The sequence below is a fragment of the Psychrobacter sp. LFX-11D genome, assembly GCF_904846475.1.
Classification (GTDB): domain Bacteria; phylum Pseudomonadota; class Gammaproteobacteria; order Pseudomonadales; family Moraxellaceae; genus Psychrobacter; species Psychrobacter cryohalolentis.
The window spans coordinates 46,711-64,342 of the sequence record NZ_CAJHAV010000007.1 but is presented as its reverse complement, the minus strand read 5'-3'; the positions used below and the strand labels follow the sequence as shown (position 1 = coordinate 64,342).

Sequence of the window (17,632 nt, the reverse complement as noted above, 5' to 3'; positions counted from 1 at the left end):
CATTAAGGATTTTTTCATGCAAATTTTATTGATACTCATTGTTGTATTAGGCGGCATGGGGTTGTCTGTTGAAGCAGGATTACTTGGGCCTTTAGGGAGTCAGGTAGGCGAGCTGTGGGCAACATTGAGCATTTTTGGTGTTGGCGCTGCTCTGACATTCTTTTTGATGCTGTTTTTTAGTCCGCGAGACAGCCCTTCCTTTTTCTCACAGCCGCCTTTACTACTGGTTGGTGGTATTTTAGGGCCTGTTTATGTTGTGGTATTAACCGTGGTGACGCCTGTTATTGGCATTGCGCTGACGATGATTGGGATATTGGCTGGGCAAGTATTTCAGAGTTTAATCATAGATCATTATGGTTTGTTCGAAACCATGGAACGAAAAATAGACAGCAAACGAATTATCGCTTTATTTTTCATTATTGCCGCACTTGTTTTTATGGCAAAAGGATAACCTAAATGATGCTTATTTTAATGATTGTATTAGCAATAATTGGCGGCGCAGCTTTGAGCGTTCAAGCGGCATTAAATGGTCGCCTTGGCGGCAATGTTGGCGTATTTAAAAGTGCCTTTTTAACATTTTCTGTGGGTGCGGTTGTGACCGCTCTACTTATTTTCTTTTTTGAGCCAAATCATACCGTTACTTTGTTGGGTGTCCCTAAGTGGCAACTGCTTGGTGCCTTATGCGGTGTGCCTTACATTGTCATTATGGTGGTTGCGGTCCAGCGTATTGGGACTGCTGTAGCAACGGTAGCAGTTATTTTTGGTCAGCTGAGTATGAGTGTATTAATTGATAATTTTGGTTGGTTAGGTAATGAGGTGATTAGCCTTTCAGGTAGTCGAATAGGTGCTTTGGTTTGTTTAGCAATTGCGCTTTATTTTATTTATGCGAGTAGCAAGTCTGAACCTAAAGAGGCTCAGTAGTGAGCTATGCTGAAGAAATTGTAGAAACTAATATGGGAGGTTTTAATCAGACATCTCAATCATAATGACTCATGCTGTTGATTTTATAATCATTAAGTTCATATCTAACACTAGCAGTTCGATGCTTGTATAGCGTACCGTTGAACTAATCGCAGATCATTATGGTATTCCAATTAATTAGATTTTGTTAATGCTAGTGCTTACATTTAGCTAAAAATACTGGTAAAAAATCCAAGCCTGAAGGCACTGGTTCATGGATTCAAACGCTCCCTAGGCAACCTATCTTAAATATTTCTGAGCCTCTCTTTTAGATACGGCTCAATTAAGTCTAGAAGAATAGAAAATTTATAAATACCAAGTCAGAATGTATAGAAAAAAGGATTTTCTATACACGTTTGGAAGACACAAAAGACGATATCAATATATCCTAAGGGGGTATCAATGGAAGCAAACGTGGATCAGAGTATCCGTTTACCGATCCCTAAAATAGAATCGCTATAATCAGGATGTAATACCATCCGAAAAAGCGACATTATTCGCTGGATTGATAATCAATTAAAAAAGCATTAAGTGATCGCTTTCAATTCGAAAAAACTGACCAGCCCGTTTTCTGTACCAGCAGCTCTAATGCCTTTGACCCAAGTTTGGAATTTCCTACGTGATCAAGCCCTGGTGACCAAACTGCGATTGAGCCTTTACCTGGCGCTATCGTCAAAATACCGCCACCAACACCACTTTTACCCGGTAGCCCAACACGGTAGGCAAATTCACCAGCGCCATCGTAATGACCGCACATCATCATTAAGGAGTTTATCCGTCGAGACTGCTGTGCATTAATCACTCGTATCCCTGTGTGTTGATTAACACCATTAGACACTAAAAAAAGACCAGCACGGGCTAACTGCTCACAACTCATTGCAATCGCGCATTGATGAAAATAAACACCGAGCACCTTATCTACGTCGTGCTTTATATGACCAAAGGACTTCATAAAGTGGGCTAAGGCGGCATTTCGATCTCTGTGATCCATTTCAGACGCTGCCACTTTATGGTCAAAACGGATCGAATCATCATCGGCAATAAAGTGTACAAACCGCAGAATTTCACCCAAGGTTTCTTTCGGCTCATGTCCCATCATAATGGCATCCACCACGGCAATCGCACCAGCATTGATAAATGGATTACGTGGTCGACCCGATTCAAACTCCAATACCGTGATCGAGTTAAAGGGATCGCCAGATGGCTCACGACCAACATGGGTCCAAATTGCATCACCTAACTTGCCAAGACCGATGGTTAAGGTAAATACTTTGGAGATACTTTGGATCGAGAATAGGATGCTCGCATCCCCTGCTACATATACCTGCCCATCAGGTGTCGCTACGGCAATACCAAACTGGTTCGGATCGACATGCGCCAGTTGCGGGATATAATCTGCCACTTTTCCACGATCGATTTCAAGGGCCATCTCTGCGGCAATATCATTAAGAATCTGTTGCATATGAGTTGGGTAACCGTATTTCTACTGCGTTGTTGAATAATAGTGATTTTAACTGAATAAAAGGTGATAAGGATGTAAATATTATATTTTAATTCAGGTCTATTGAAGTGAATTGCACTCAGATTCTCGGAGATTATTGTGACCGTGAGCATAATCTCACAGTCATTTCAGTTTTTTTTGCATAAATAATGAGTGGGGTTGCTCCGTATTATCAGTTCAGGGATACTTATTTTCACCCTCCAAAGAGGTACTAGATAAATCCATGTCTACATTTAATGTAGTAAATAATTACCAAGAGGTTATTAACTCTATTGATACAGTTGATATATTTCGCCAATCTCATAGATATAAACTTAGGGATTTTTAATTTAGTCAAATTTATCAATCCTATCGTAGGTTCTGCATAGATAGTACTATAGCTATGACTTACACCCAAAAAAGCTCTAAAAAATAGTAAGAATATTATATGTCAGTAGAGTTGACACCAGTAAGAAGTCGTTACTTGCTCAATTATTGTGTTTTGATCTGAAAGGATGTGAATAAATTTGATTTATAAGCTCATACTAAATAAGCATTTGCAGGTTGCACTGCTGTTTTTGCTGATTCAGCAAATTATTGTTGCTTCATCAACGTACTTTATTGCTCGCCTTGCACAAAGTTTGACCGAGGAGAGTATCTCAATTTTATATATGGTGCTATTTGCCGTCTCTTTAGTAGCGGTTTATGTGCCCGCGTATTTTTGTGTCACCAATACGGAGCGCGCCAAGTACGATGCTCATAAGCTGTACAATGATAATTTTCATACTGTCTTTTTAGGCAAGACCTACTTGTTATCTAACGATGAGTTACAGAGTACGGCAACCACAACACTCGCTCAGGAAAGCAACTACACCCTTGAAACCGTCATTGATAGCATTTTTGATATTTCAGCGCTGGTGCTCAATGTCTTATTTAATGTGTTGGTCATTGCTTGGTTTTTGGATGGCACATTACTGCTTGGTTATGCAGTAGGTATTATTTTTGCCTCCATGTTTGTGCATTTTAGACGGCATGCTTTAAAAACGGCTGCCAAAACTGATCAACAATCGCGTCTGAATTTGACCGCTAAACTTTTTGACAGTTGGGATAACGTCGTTATTTTTAATAAGCATAATTACACGCTCTATAACAATATGGTTCAAAAAAGCTTTGCAACAGCAAAGAATAATAGCGTTAAATCTACATCGATTCAGCACATCAATTCAAGCTTAGGCATGATCATATTGATGCTGCCTGTCTTTGTGGTCACTGCTTTTATTTTTAATAAAAATTGGCAGGATGCTGCGACGATGGCGGTACTAATTGCCACATTGCCAAGACAAATTCAGCTATTGCAAATGTGCTATGCACTTATTGGATACCATACCAGTATTGGCGTTATTAGAACGATGTTAGATGGTATTTTAGAGGTTTTACAACCAACCACTGTGGATTTAGATACCTACATTCAGGCAAACCAAATACGTGTGAAGCAAACAGGGGATATTTTTGATTCAACACAACTGCCCAAGCAAGGTAGAGTAACGTTGGTTGGTAATAATGGCGTTGGCAAATCTTGTATGTTGCTTAAGCTCAAAGACCACTACCAAGAACAGGCTTACTATTTACCCGCTAAGCACAATTTGTATTTCAATTACAAAGCAGATAAAGCCCATAAGGGTTCAACAGGACAACAACTCATCAAACAAATTCAAGAAATTAGAGAGGACGACCGAAGTACGATTGTCATGCTTGATGAATGGGATGCACATTTGGATAGAGAAAATACTCAAACTATAGATCAATATCTTGATGAGCTTGCCCAAACAAGGCTTGTAGTGGATGTTAGACATTGATTTGTAGAATATTAATTTTTAGATACTAATGTATAGACAAGACGATATCCTGAATCACCTGCGGTAGAAACATAGTCTACTTTTTCTTGTGCTATCAATTTTATCTTATAATACTCAGCATAATATTGTTCAAGTTGAGATCGTGTCACTAAGAAAGGAGGTAAGTTTTTATGATTATCGCTGCGCTGCTTCTCACCGTCATAAGTAAAAGATAAGAGAAGTTGGCTTGCTTTATTACTAAGCGCCATCAGTTTATGTGTATAGCGTGTACGTAAATTATCAGGCTTCATATCTGGAAGCGCTACTAATGCACCACGATCATACACAGCATCTATTATTCCAATATCAATAGGACTTAAGTCAAAGATATCACCCACCCAGATTTTGAGAGTTTGTCCTTCATGTTCAGCTTGATAACAAGTGAGATTAGGAGTAGTTGGATGTAGTGATACTGTCGCTTGCAAATCAGTTTCGGCAAAAAACTGTATGACTGCTATTTCTGACAGCTCAACACCAATAACGTCGAAACCCTGATTTATAAACCATAGCATATCCACGCTCTTACCGCATAAAGGCACAAAAACGCGACCATTTTTAGGGCTATTGGGTGCTTTAAAATGATGTATTAGCATGGGATGTGGTTTTTTCTGAGTAAAATTAGTTTGGCTCTTTTGCCATGCATTTTTCCAAAATTCAGGAGTCATAAAGTTAACCTTTATTGTATTAGACTGAGTCTGCCTTGTTGTTTTGTTTTGGGAATCTCTAAGCTGTAAGATGCATTGGCTTTGATAAAGTAAATATGAATGGCAAATAAAGCATGCTTTACGGTTAGGAGATATCGTAGGTAATTTTCTTCAATACTTCATAATAGTTCTCAAGCAAACTCGATTTTTTGACTGAGTAATTGCTATGAGCCTATCCATAATCTTGCCAATGTCTGCCTTTGCTTTAGCGGTTTTGCTGGCAGGTAATGGCTAATTTATTCAATGCTGCGGACATCTGTCTATCAAGTACCAATTTTTTATTATCAAACCTGTGCATCAGAGTAGATAAGTATTCAATCATTTATGTTTGCTTAAATATTCGAGCACAGTTTAAATTGAGCCAAAACAAATCTGCTGAAAATAGAGTAGGGGTTGTCACAGGACTGAAACAGCTAGGAACGTCAAAGGTGGATGCGATGGCGACGTTGGTTAAAAAGGTAAATGAAGATTAAGCTTGATTATAAGGGTATAAATGAGCGATATTTAATTTAATAATATTAACTCAAGGACACACCATGACATCGATACGAACCGTTGGCATATTACTTTTTAACGAAGTCGAAGTATTAGATTTCGCAGGACCTTTCGAGGTGTTTTCATTGGCTGAAAACGATAGCAGTGATAAGCATTTTGATGTCATTACCATTGCCGAGCACCAAGCGCCAATATCTGCTAGAAATGGTTTAACTGTTATACCGGATTATAGCTTCGACAATCATCCCATTATTGATGTTTTGGTTATTCCAGGCGGTTATGGCGCAGAAAAGGTTGAAATAAATAATCCAGTGGTTATTGATTGGATTATCTCTCAAGCAAAGATTACCGAGTTAACGCTATCAGTCTGCACCGGTGCCTTACTATTAGCAAAAGCTGGATTGCTGGCTGGCAAATCTGCAACCACCCATTGGATGGACTTGGACAATTTAGCATCCTATCCTAATATTGAGGTTATCGCTAATACCCGTTTTGTCGATGCCAGTGACGAGACTGCTAAATTGGTAACATCAGCAGGAATAAGTGCGGGTATTCATGCCAGCCTGTACTGTGTGAAGAAGTTACTAGATAGTCAAACTATGCAAACAACTGCAAGACGTATGGAGTTTGATATAGGTTAAAAGCGTTAATAAATTTGGCTAACAAACACCGCGGCATAAAGAGCTTGGATCTTGCATTATCGGCTGGCAGTGTCACTTTGAAGGGACCCGAGAGAGTATGGTCAAGATGAAATCTAAAATGAACTTAATAACTATCATGAACTGTCCAATCACCTACTGAGATAATAGAGTGTAGCCACCAATATATTGGAAACAATAACGCATGGTTAGCAGCCATATTGGATAATTTATTAAATGTATAAAAACTTCTAAGTATTGTTGGCTATACCAACGCTTGAGCCAATACTTCAAATACTTTTGAACTACTCATTTGTGCCACATTAAAACGCATAAAGTTCTCAGCATTTTTTGATTGACTAAAAGCATTGCCTGGGGCTAAGACTACACCTTGTGACAAACAACGATTAGCCAGTTCGGTTGCACTATTATTATCTGGCAAGCGGCACCAAAGGAACATCCCTGCTTGTGGTAGTAACCACGGCACAATTCCCAATTTTTCCAAGCGTGGCAGCGCTTGAGAACGTGCGCTTGCAAGACGCATATGCATCGTGCTCATATGTTTGCGATAACCGCTGTCCGTTAGCGCCGATAACACAACTGCTGCTGCCAGCTGACCGCCGCCAAAGCCAGTTGCTATTTTTAAATCGAGCAAACTCTCAATCCATTCATTTGGCGCGGCTATATAACCGCAGCGCAAGGATGCCGATAAGGTTTTAGAAAAACTACCAATATAAAACACGCGTGATAAGCCGTCTAATGCCGCAAGCCGTGGCGCAGGTTTGACTTCAAAATCAGCAAAAATATCATCTTCGATAATATATAAACCAGCGGTCTGAGCCAATTGCAATATTTGGTAAGCCGTAGCATGCGATAAGGTTGCACCGGTAGGGTTATGGATGGCGGCATTAGTAATATATAGGCGTGGTTTGTGTTCTTCTAAAATTTTCGCAAAGGCATCTATATCTGGACCATTCGGCGTATAAGGCACGCCAATGATTTTGACTCTATGAGCACGCAATAGCGCTCGAAAATTAAAATAACAAGGGTCATCGACGACTACTGTATCGCCTGCGGTCAATAAAAAACGTAAAATCAAATCTATCGCTTGTGTGCCAGACTCTGTCAGCATGACTTGTGAAGGCTGCGCATCGATGCCCAGTCCTGCCATACGCCGTGTCAGTAATTGGCGCAATGCGGGCAATCCTAGCGGCGTTGCATACTCGCTGATAACGGTAGCGTCACCTCTTGCCGCATGTCGTAAACCGCGGCGCATACCCTCCACAAACAACCAATCGGATGGCAGCCAACCACAGCCAGGCTTTAGTACATTATCGGATGGCTCAAGCGATTGCCGCGACACCCAGAGTGGATCTATCGCGCGATCAAGATTATGCCCTGTTTCTGTTAATGAGAGCGGCGCTGTCGTCTCTGCGACATAGAACCCTGCGCCAGGACGCGAGTAAATAATACCTTCTGTTTGCAAGCGCTCGTAAGCTTCAACTACCGTTGAGGGTGAAAACCCGTAACTGTTCGCCGCTGCTCGTACGGAGGGCAGGCGTGTTCCGAGCATATAAACGACGGTTGCTATCTTTTCTTTAACGTCAGCCATGACGACTTCAATTCGTGTTAATTGATGCTTCATATTTTTCAAGTGAACCCATGAATATATAAATTCGATAGAAGAGCTGTATGGGTTTTATATACCAAACAGTTCTGTCTAATTGTACTGGATTGTATATAGATAAACTAACGCACTTTTGTTTTAATCATTGAGCCTAAAACGATGTGATATGGCTATAAAGCCTGAGTGGTGACAACCATTAATATCAATCAACCCAATGATACTTTTTTAAAAGCGGCTATATATGAGCACTCAAAAATATAATAAATATTTGGCATTTGCATTATGTGTCATAACAACAAGCGTTAATATACAAGGACCACTTTATGCTATTTACGCTAAAAATGATGGCTACGGTGTTTTAGCAACCACGGTCGCATTCTCTTTTTATGTGTTGGGGGTGATACCGGTATTATTAGCTTTTGGTGGACTCTCCGATAGGATTGGGAGACGCAAGACGATTTTAATCTCTTTAAGTTTATCAATAGCGGCAACTGCTCTGATGATGTTCTATCCTTATACGCGAGCGTTAGCAATAGCGAGATTGTTGCTTGGTGTGGGCACGGCCTTAATGGCAGCAACAGCGACCGCATATATGATTGAGTTGATTGGCTCGTCCGATACGGGGCGTGCGACCACTTGGGTAACTGCAAGTACCACTATAGGTTTTGGTCTTGGGCCTGCATTAACGACAGTTTCTCTATTGTTGTATGAGACACAGCATCCTGCCAGCTTTTTCTTCCTGTTAATAAGCGCGTTTTTATCAATATTTTTAGTATGGCGGCTGCCTGAGACTGCGCCGAAACGCTCTAATACATTTAAATCAATGCTTAAGCTGCCATATTTTAATCGTGAAGTGATATGGTATGGCGGCGGTATTTTGATTTGTTGGGCGACTACCGGATTGGTTTTATCGATTATTCCATCAGTATTGGCCACGCATGGACTGGCTAAGTATGCTGGAATATCCTCTATGCTTGCCATCAGCTGTGGATTATTGTTTCAGCCTATCGCTCGAAAGCTTGATCCTCAAGTATCATGTAAATTGGGTATTCTGATTTTACTTCCTGCTTATGTGTTGCTTGCTTGGGGTGCGCTGCATGCCAATCTACCAGTAATTCTTTTAGCGGCTTTTTTAGCTAGCAGTAGTTGTTATGGTTTCGTATATTTAGGCGGGTTGTCAGGGGTGACACAGTCTGCTGGCACTGAGCAAGCTCGTGCTAGTGCTGGCTATTTTTTAATGGCTTACATGGGGTTTAGCGTGCCAGTGATTTTTACTGGTTTGATGATAGATCAGTATGGTTCTACTGTTGCATTTTACGCTTTTGGGTTGTTTTTACTGCTGGGCGCGTTTTTATTGTTCGCAAGTCAGTCTATTTTAAAACCAGAGTCCGCCACTATTGCAGCACCTTGATATAAGATTTTATTTAGCTAAACAAGCTTTCTTTAATAGGAAATAAATAAATGCTTCTCATTGTAATCAATCAAACACAGCACACAATAAACCGAACATAAGGCACAATCAGATAATGACTGCTCTCACTGCTATGATAAGCCGCTTTTTCATAGCAAGAAGCATCCTGTTGATACAATAGGGTAGCGTTAAAGCCTGACATAGATAAGTGCTCATTACCTTGACCTTGAGAAGAATATTCTTTAGAAAAAACTGTTGAAAATTGAATAATTTTCTGGTCTTTTGCCGAATAGAAGCCCTCGTTTTTATCTTACTGATGACAAGCGACAATAAACAGTACGGTAATATCATAGCGATTTTCCATCCAATTATCACCGTAAAACGCCTGTTCTATAAACTCTTGCCCCGCAGTATTGACCAGTTTTTTAGGTGTTAGCATGAGCTCATCCAAGCGCATAAAGCGATGAGACTTGCTTAAATTAGTAGGCAACAGTAACTATTTATTTTTTGGTCATTTTGATAAAGCCCGTAATATATTTGGCTGTGAGGTGATAATTGTGAATGAGAGACTATGCAAGGGGCTTATTAGGTATTGCGAAGGTAGTAAGCACAGTACAGTAATGATGAGCAGAACAAGTTTATCAAAGAGGTTAACTTTGAATGAATAATAAAATCACTGTATCCACAACATGTCTATAAGAGGTTTCTGAAATATATGCAGAGAGGCTATTAGCGACTTGATTTAATGCATTAAGTTCGATTAGGACTCCGCGTATTAAACCTTCAAGACATATCAGTTAGTAATTATACTAGTGATGATTACAATGATTATTTAAACAGGTAACACATATTATGATTAAGCAATTATCGAGCAGACTGACTAACAACTTAATGCTTGAACATAGTCCTATGAACTTAGTACTACATACACTTCATTTAACATAATATACATTATGCGAAAACAAACCAACGGTTTTATAATTTGGGCACATCATATTTTGTATAATGCTATTTGCTAATCATCCCATTGATTTCTATCAGCAGTTATTTGATGTCGATATATTGGTTTCTAATTAAGGACAGTTTTTAAGCAAATGCGCTCGTAAAGATGTTCCATCCTCATCTAAGATTACATCCGCCACTTGGCACGCAGAATTATCACAGGACAATTCATAATAAACATCATGGCCATGCGCTAAGCTGACTTGGACCAAGCCTCTGGTTGTCACTGAAAATTGCTTGTCTTGTGCATAATCAGGATCTTGAGAATTCCACAAGACATCGTAACCCACATGACAGGATGTTTGCGCTTTAGCAAAGTAATCTTGCTCACGCTGCATGGCAGCCTTCAGATCCGGATTGGCATATTGATGTAATACCACTGGGTTATCCATTCCTTCATTATTCACATCCTGCTGGTACATCTTGGCCACAGTATCAATTTTCATGGCAAAAGCTGTCTGTAACGGCTGCGTTAGATTGGCAGTAGCCGTGATAGCAGAAAATCCTATTGCGAGCATCATTATAGAAAATATCATTTTTTGCATGGCACCCTCCATGAAATATGACGTTTTAAGTGTTATATTCATTAAATCACATACAAGCTACCACTTTACTGCTTAATTGTGTCTATCGAGTTTATTAAAAAACACTGTTTACACAGCACCATTATAAACTTTGATGCGTTATTAGTACTATTGATTGGTAAATATACATTGGATCTAGTATGTGTTTTGGAATGACTTAAATAAGCTACGATAAGGATATTGTTATGATGCCATCTACTCGTTCTAATATTTTTCAGTCTTATCTTTATAAGCTATCAACCGCGGCGGGGTTTGGTTTAGTGCTAGCAATCACAGGGTGCCAATCTTCTGCTGAATCCAACGCCAGCACTCCAAATCAATCAACTGGCAACCCATCTGTACTTATAGTCTCAGATATGAGCCAGCAAACGCTCAAACAGCAAGCACTGCGTATCCAGCGCGCTCTTGCCAATAATGATTTTTCTAGAATCACAGATGATATTCATCCAACTCGTGGCGTACGTTTTTCGATGTATGCTTACGTAAGGACTGATACGGATAAAGTCTTTAGCCGCGAGCAGTATGCTCAGTATCTACAACAATCAAAAATTCGTTTTACTTGGGGCGAAAAAGACGGTACTGGCGAGGCATTGGTAGTGCCACTACCAGAATACTTAGATACGTGGGTCGCCGGTGAGAAATATAATAATGCCAGTATCAGCGTTAATGAGTTTAAACATAACGGCAGTATGATCAATAATTTAAAAGAGATTTACCCCAATTCAGAGTTTGTTGAGTTTTATCATAAAGGCTCAGAGCAATACTCTGGTATGGACTGGCGTATCCTACGCTTAGTGTTTGATGAGTATCAAGGCAAACGTTATCTGGTTGCTATTGTCAATGAACAATGGACGGTTTAAACAACCTTTACCTGTAAAAACAAGTGCTTACAGTCATAAAAATCAATAACGGGCGGTGTTATTAAATCAATACACTGCCCTTTTTATGGTTTTTTTAAGCTATTAAACGGATAATTAAGAAATTAGCGACTGAAAAATCCGTAAAAACACTTATAAACTGAGTAAACATTGATGATTTTTATAGGTCATATAGAAGGTAGTAGCAGTACCCTTATCCTCTTTGCTTTCATATACTGGATAATCATACGCTTCCTCAAAAATGCCCTTATAACTATCTAGTTTATCCATGCCTTTTGTAGTTAAATCTGCTTTGTTGTTTATATTCATTAAATGATAAATGTCACTATAATCAACATCCTTTTGTCTCATCTCCATAATATTGAAAGCAAAAGCTGACTGAGTTGAACAAAAATCTTCATTATTATCAGATATATTTTGGACTTTATCGAGGGTTGAATCTATATATACTCCTAATTCTTGCAGCTCTTTAGGATATTGTGAGGGAGCATTGATAGCATATGCCGGATGCGTTATCAGCAAAGCATAAATTAAAATTAGCAATTTTTTCATGAAATTCATATTCTCGTAAGTATGGTTTTTTCTAATCGCTTTTACCAAGACACCTTTCATTCATAGCGGCGTTTGGCGAAAAAATTTCACCATTATCTCGTAAATATCAGGATAAGCATCAATCAGCTTTTGCGGCGTCTCAAAAAACACTTCACTCAGTACCGCAAAAAATTCCGCAGGATTGGTGGCACCATAGCGATCGAGACCTGATTTATGATGGCTTTGAAAATCCTCAAAGTCGCGGCTCATAATTTCAGTCCAGCGCGCAGGATCCATATCCGGTTGCAGCGGCGGAAAGCCATTAGCGCGACCATTTAGCATATCAAGCTTATGCACAAACTCATGAATGACGACATTATGCCCATCACGCTCGCCTGAGTGTTTGGCATCCTTCCATGACAGTATAATGGGACCACGCAGCCATGCTTCGCCGCTACGATGCTGACTGCCCTCATGGACGATACCCAACTCATCTACGGTGCTGGTTTCGCTTTTGTAAGAACCCGGATAAATAATAATGGCCGACCAGCCAGCGTACCATTCAAGGCTTAGGTTTAAAATAGGCAGACAAGCTTGCAAGGCGATAGATTGCTTGACCGCATCGGTAATCTCGAAACCCTGCGCGCCAGTAATCGACTTATCCGCCAAAAACAACGTCGCCAGCTCAAACAAGCGTGTTAGCTCATCCTCGTTTAGCCTCTCAAGTATCACAATACGCTTGGCAGCTTGCAGCCAGTCAGCATGGGTAAACTCGCTGTTGTCCAATATGCGCTGCTCGCGCCAGTCTTTTATCATGCTAAACATATTGAATTTCCTTTAATTTTGTCGTTAGACTGTGCTTTTTATTATTGGCGTTATGTGTTTTTAAGAGGTTAAGTGATGCTGACAATAAGCCTATTTATCAAGATTCTAATGACAGCATATTCATAATCAATTTAATCAAAGTTTCTTTTTGGTTGGGGTCAGACTCGGCAACCAACAAGGTTAATGCGGCAAGCCCGGTGTTATTAATAACCATGTCACCTTTATCATTGAGCAGTCGATTATTCCGATGCAAAAAATCTACAAACAAAAAAGCGCCGCTGCGTTTATTGCCATCGGTAAAAGGATGATTTTTGACCATAAAGTACAGTAAGTGCGCCGCTTTACTCTCGATGGTCGGGTATGCAGGCTCGCCAAACACCGTCTGCTCTAAATTACCCAATACGCTGTCCAAGCCATCACCGCGAGGCTTGGCAAATAGCTCAGTCGCCTCACCTCTATCTATCAGCTGCGCTTTCAAATCCGTCAGCGCTGCCATCGCCTCAGTCGGACTGGGTAAGATACCGCCATCCTCCCCTGCAGGATTATCAAGCAAACCTTCATCATAGCGCTGTAACCATAAGAATGTCTGTGTATAACGACTGATAATCTCAACCAAGCCGCGACCTTCATCGGTTTTCAGCTCGGGACTTTGCGCGGTTTTTCTGATTAAATTTAACGCTTGTTGTAGCTCGCTTGAGTTTTTATCAAAGCGCTCTTGATTGAGTGTATAGCCTTGCACCAAGTATTCACGTAGGCGCTGGGTTGCCCAGCGTCTAAACTGCACACCTTGGGGAGATTTGATGCGATAACCCACTGAGATAACCACATCTAAGTCATAAAACGTCACAGGGCGATCAGAATTTGCAATATGCATTTTTTGCATATTGCTTTTTTCAGCAATTTCTTCATCGTTTATAGCATTGGCAATATGACGCGAAATCACTGATTGGTCACGACCAAACAACTCGGTCATTTGTGCTTGCGTGAGCCAAACAGTCTCTTGCTCGAAGCGAACGTCTACCTGCGCCTCTCCATCAGCGCTTTCATAAATCTCTACTTTTGCTGTTTTATCATTCGTCGCATCAGTCATCTTGGTTTTTCCTTAACTTAATATACGCGCTTATGATCAATCCATAAATCATACAGCGACTGCGTGACAGAGTACATAACAATGACTATCCTGTGCTTGGAGTATCTCGCGGCGTATAACCGAAATGCTGCTTATAAATGCGTGAAAAATAACCTTGGTCACCATAACCGACTCTATGCGCCACTTCATCGATGGTTACGTAGCTTTTGGTTTTTAAAATATGATTGGCCTGCTTTAAGCGTAGCTCTTTTACCCATTCTGAAAAACTATAGGGCAACTCAGCAAACAGTTTATGCAAGTATCTGACCGATATATGACAAGCAGCAGCGACCATCGCTGGGGTTAAAGCAGGGTTTTCTAGGTGCAGATGGACGTAATGCTCGATGCGCTTTAGATGTACCGACTGTATGGACGAGCTGGTACTCATCATCACCTCTTTCGGGGCGCTTAATGTCAATACAATAAGGTTAAGCAGCTGTTGCTCTAGGATTCTAACCTCTAAAGCCGCCAATCGATGCTGCTGAATCAGCTCTAATATCTGCCTGATTTGAAAAACCAGCAACCTGCCTGCCCCTTCATCAATAGACAGACTGCGGGCAAACTGCCGATCTATAGTGCCCATTTGCGGGGTTAATAGAGCCAAAGGCACCTTGATCACATATAACGACACTTGCTGCAGATGATAAAACTCATAAGGTAAGTTTGATAATTCAATAAAGAACTGACCCGGGCTTGAGGTTAATTGGCGGTTTTTTTGCGCAAAACGGACGCTACCGGTCACAGGAAAGGTGATTAAAATACTGTCGTCGCTACTATTGTCCTTAACGCCGTCACTAGACTGTTTGCTCGCTAAGCTGCGTTTATAATGCACGGTATTGGCATGATAATGAGACACGCCGATATCCAAAAGCTTGGCGTGTTGCAAGTAACCAGAAAACTGACTTGGCTGGCGAAAGCTTACATTGAGATCAAAATAGGTATCATTGATGGTGCGCTTCCAATCAAACGCGTCTAACGTTTGAGGAGCACTTATAGCAGGTGTTGAAGATATTGGCGCAAATGGGGTTAATAGTGGTGATGATATTGCCGAATTTGAAATAGAACTGTCCCCTACAATGTCTATGAGACTATCGCTGTTTGCTGTGCTATTGGCATTGGTATTGTCTGTATCGCGACTTGCATTCATCCTTGAATACTCTATGAATAAAAAATGAGCGGTAATGGCTGCTTATACACTAAGCGCTATTTGTAAGCATTTTATTAGATGCTAAGCGGTTATTTTTATATCATAAACGTATTATTACCCTGATGTCTAAATATGATACCTAAAACAAACATCAGGCATTAAACGAGGTTTAATGCCTGATGGGAAAACTATAAAGCGATAACGATGAAAACAGCAAGCTAAGCGGCTTTGGTTAGCTTATAAGTGCCCGTCTCATGCAATTCTGCTTGCCAGCCTTTTTTAATCACAATCGTGGTGGTTGGCTCTTGAATAAGCGCCGGCCCTGCAATCAGCGCCCCTGCCCCAAATTCCTCACCATTATAAATAGGCGTATCAATCCATTCGTATTCTTGATCCATGATCATCTCACGGCTGCCAACTTGCGCCTGACTGATATCACCTTGTTGCTTAGCAAGCTCTGGTAGCTTGGGCTTACTGATTTTACCGATGACAGCGACTTCGATATTGACCAGCTCGACCTTATTGTCACGCTCATCATAAGTATAGAGCTCTTTATGACGATGATGAAAGGCTTCTAGAATCGTTTGCACGCTATCGGCATCAAGCTTGCCATTGGGTATCAGTACATTACACTCATGCACCTGCCCGACGTAGCGCATCTCCATGGTGCGCTCGATGATGATATCGTCTTCTGCAAAGCCATCTTCTAGCAGCTTTTGCACGCCCAAGCTTTCTAGCTCATGTAAGGTGGCATTGAGTGACTGTAGCTCTGAATCTGGCGCAATAATCATCATCTGCGTGGCCAGATAATTATATTTAATATCAGAGATGATTTGACCAAAGGCGCAGAGACAAGAGGCAATCTTTGGTATCAAAATAGTACCAATACCCATCTCTTCTGCCAAATCAACAATATGCATGCCAGCAGCACCGCCTGCACAGATAAGCGCAAAGTCGCGAGGGTCATAGCCTTTTTCAATGGTAATACGGCGAATACCGTTTGCCATATTTTGGTTGACGATGGCACTGATACCAAAGGCTGCATGTGCCAAGTCAATTTTTAATGGATCAGCGATATGTTTTTGTACCGCTTGTACCGCTTTGTCTTTATCCAAAGTCACGCAGCCGCCTAGCACCGCATCGGGCTCAAGATAGCCTAAAACCAGATTGGCATCGGTAACCGTTGGCAACTCACCACCTTTACCATAAGAGGCTGGACCTGGGGTCGCGCCAGCACTTTGTGGACCGACCTCGAGCATACCAAAATTATTCACATGACCAATAGAGCCGCCGCCTGCGCCCAGCGTTTCGACATGAATCATCGGCACGCCAATACGATTGCGTAAAAAATCAATATCACGGTTTAGGCTGGTTCGACCAGATTTGGCCATAGTGATATCAAAAGACGTACCGCCCATATCAACGGTAATAATATTATCAATACCAAAGGCGCTGGCAATATATAAACCGGCTTGCGGTGCTGATGCGGGTCCTGAGTTGATGGCATTAACCGCTCGTTCACGCATGATATTACCGACCGCAAGTCCACCATTCGACTGAAAGTAACGAACGGGCTGCTCAGCGCCGAGTGCCTTAAAGTAATCATCAATCTTATGTACATAAGACGCCATAACCGGGCTTAGATAGGCATTCACCAGTGTCGTTGAGGTCCGCGTATATTCCTTAATCTGCGGATATACTTCACTACCGCAGCAGACAAATACCCCCGGCATATGCTGCTCAATCAGCTCTTTGGCACGCTGTTCATGCTGGGTATTGCGGATAGACCACACAAAAGAGATGGCAACTGCTTGCACGTCTTGCTGTTTTAACACTTCAATCGCATCGAGGATATCTTGCTCATGTAACGGCTCGTGTTCGGTGCCGTCTGCTAAGATACGACCGCGGATAGGAAAGCGGCGGTCACGCGTGGCAATCTGTGGTGCCGGCGGGTAACTGGCATCATAGCGATGCCCTTCTTCTTTGTGCCCTAAGCGTATCTCGATACTGTCTTCATGCCCTTTGGTACATAGCAAGCCCACTTTTACGCCTGTCATCTGAATCAATGCATTCAGTGCGACGGTCGTACCATTTATGCATAAGTCGCAGGCTTGAATGATGTCCTCAATAGGACGGTTAAATTTGTTGGCAATTTGCTGTAGACCATTGGCAATGGCTAAGGTGCCATCCTCTGGGGTCGATGGCGCTTTAAACAGATGAATGTCACCGGTTTTTTCTGCCAAGACAAAATCTGTAAAAGTCCCGCCAGCATCAACGCCAATACGAAAATCGTTGTTCATAAGTCATCCTTAACTCAATCATGAAA

16 protein-coding genes are annotated in these 17,632 nt (G+C 41.2%); 6 read left to right on the top strand and 10 right to left on the bottom strand.

The features are described 5' to 3' along the window. Window positions 1–16: 16 nt before the first annotated feature. Entirely contained in the window at window positions 17–451 is a 435-nt protein-coding gene (locus tag JMX75_RS06885) for a DMT family transporter (protein WP_181210410.1), read from the top strand. An 8-nt stretch (window positions 452–459) separates the two neighbouring features. Then, window positions 460–921 (top strand): DMT family transporter, encoded by a 462-nt coding sequence (locus JMX75_RS06880; protein WP_201531820.1) that lies wholly within the window; start codon window positions 460–462, stop codon window positions 919–921. 580 nt (window positions 922–1,501) lie between these two features. Here the strand turns inward: JMX75_RS06880 and JMX75_RS06875 are convergent. Then, window positions 1,502–2,422 carry a glutaminase gene (locus JMX75_RS06875; RefSeq protein ID WP_201531701.1) on the bottom strand — a complete coding sequence of 307 codons (921 nt, stop codon included), beginning with the start codon at window positions 2,420–2,422 and terminating at the stop codon, window positions 1,502–1,504. A gap of 545 nt (window positions 2,423–2,967) precedes the next feature. Between JMX75_RS06875 and JMX75_RS06870 the strand changes: the two genes are divergently transcribed. Beyond that, window positions 2,968–4,296, top strand: coding sequence for an ATP-binding protein (locus JMX75_RS06870; RefSeq protein WP_201531699.1), 1,329 nt, complete (start codon window positions 2,968–2,970; stop codon window positions 4,294–4,296). An 11-nt stretch (window positions 4,297–4,307) separates the two neighbouring features. Here the strand turns inward: JMX75_RS06870 and JMX75_RS06865 are convergent, their stop codons facing one another. Further along, on the bottom strand, window positions 4,308–5,000 hold the full coding sequence (locus tag JMX75_RS06865; protein ID WP_201531697.1) for a thiopurine S-methyltransferase: 693 nt from the start codon (window positions 4,998–5,000) through the stop codon (window positions 4,308–4,310). 575 nt (window positions 5,001–5,575) lie between these two features. Between JMX75_RS06865 and JMX75_RS06860 the strand changes: the two genes are divergently transcribed. Continuing rightward, window positions 5,576–6,175, top strand: a complete 600-nt coding sequence (locus JMX75_RS06860; RefSeq protein ID WP_201531695.1) for a DJ-1/PfpI family protein — start codon at window positions 5,576–5,578, stop codon at window positions 6,173–6,175. Window positions 6,176–6,437: 262 nt separating this feature from the next. Here JMX75_RS06860 and JMX75_RS06855 read toward each other — a convergent pair whose 3' ends face one another. Beyond that, window positions 6,438–7,817 carry a PLP-dependent aminotransferase family protein gene (locus tag JMX75_RS06855; RefSeq protein ID WP_201531693.1) on the bottom strand — a complete coding sequence of 460 codons (1,380 nt, stop codon included), beginning with the start codon at window positions 7,815–7,817 and terminating at the stop codon, window positions 6,438–6,440. A 223-nt stretch (window positions 7,818–8,040) separates the two neighbouring features. On the opposite strand from JMX75_RS06855, the gene JMX75_RS06850 reads away from it, so the two are divergent. After that, window positions 8,041–9,210, top strand: coding sequence for an MFS transporter (locus JMX75_RS06850; protein ID WP_201531692.1), 1,170 nt, complete (start codon window positions 8,041–8,043; stop codon window positions 9,208–9,210). 310 nt (window positions 9,211–9,520) lie between these two features. Here the strand turns inward: JMX75_RS06850 and JMX75_RS13020 are convergent, their stop codons facing one another. Both JMX75_RS13020 and JMX75_RS06845 read right to left on the bottom strand, forming a co-directional pair. Beyond that, on the bottom strand, window positions 9,521–9,649 hold the full coding sequence (locus JMX75_RS13020; RefSeq protein ID WP_265088693.1) for a hypothetical protein: 129 nt from the start codon (window positions 9,647–9,649) through the stop codon (window positions 9,521–9,523). A gap of 634 nt (window positions 9,650–10,283) precedes the next feature. Continuing rightward, on the bottom strand, window positions 10,284–10,757 hold the full coding sequence (locus JMX75_RS06845) for a hypothetical protein (RefSeq protein WP_201531690.1): 474 nt from the start codon (window positions 10,755–10,757) through the stop codon (window positions 10,284–10,286). Window positions 10,758–10,981: 224 nt separating this feature from the next. On the opposite strand from JMX75_RS06845, the gene JMX75_RS06840 reads away from it, so the two are divergent. Then, window positions 10,982–11,656 (top strand): hypothetical protein, encoded by a 675-nt coding sequence (locus JMX75_RS06840; protein ID WP_201531688.1) that lies wholly within the window; start codon window positions 10,982–10,984, stop codon window positions 11,654–11,656. Between the two features lie 150 nt (window positions 11,657–11,806). Here the strand turns inward: JMX75_RS06840 and JMX75_RS06835 are convergent, their stop codons facing one another. The 5 genes from JMX75_RS06835 to JMX75_RS06815 form a co-directional block, all read right to left on the bottom strand. Next, window positions 11,807–12,286 carry a hypothetical protein gene (locus JMX75_RS06835; protein WP_201531686.1) on the bottom strand — a complete coding sequence of 160 codons (480 nt, stop codon included), beginning with the start codon at window positions 12,284–12,286 and terminating at the stop codon, window positions 11,807–11,809. Then, a complete protein-coding gene (locus JMX75_RS06830; protein WP_201531684.1) occupies window positions 12,287–13,030 on the bottom strand; it encodes a zinc-dependent peptidase in 744 nt (247 codons plus the stop codon). Between the two features lie 97 nt (window positions 13,031–13,127). Continuing rightward, entirely contained in the window at window positions 13,128–14,120 is a 993-nt protein-coding gene (rhuM, locus tag JMX75_RS06825; RefSeq protein WP_201531682.1) for a RhuM family protein, read from the bottom strand. An 85-nt stretch (window positions 14,121–14,205) separates the two neighbouring features. Further along, entirely contained in the window at window positions 14,206–15,306 is a 1,101-nt protein-coding gene (locus JMX75_RS06820; protein WP_201531680.1) for a helix-turn-helix transcriptional regulator, read from the bottom strand. A gap of 218 nt (window positions 15,307–15,524) precedes the next feature. After that, window positions 15,525–17,606 carry a hydantoinase/oxoprolinase family protein gene (locus JMX75_RS06815; protein WP_201531678.1) on the bottom strand — a complete coding sequence of 694 codons (2,082 nt, stop codon included), beginning with the start codon at window positions 17,604–17,606 and terminating at the stop codon, window positions 15,525–15,527. Window positions 17,607–17,632: the final 26 nt, after the last annotated feature.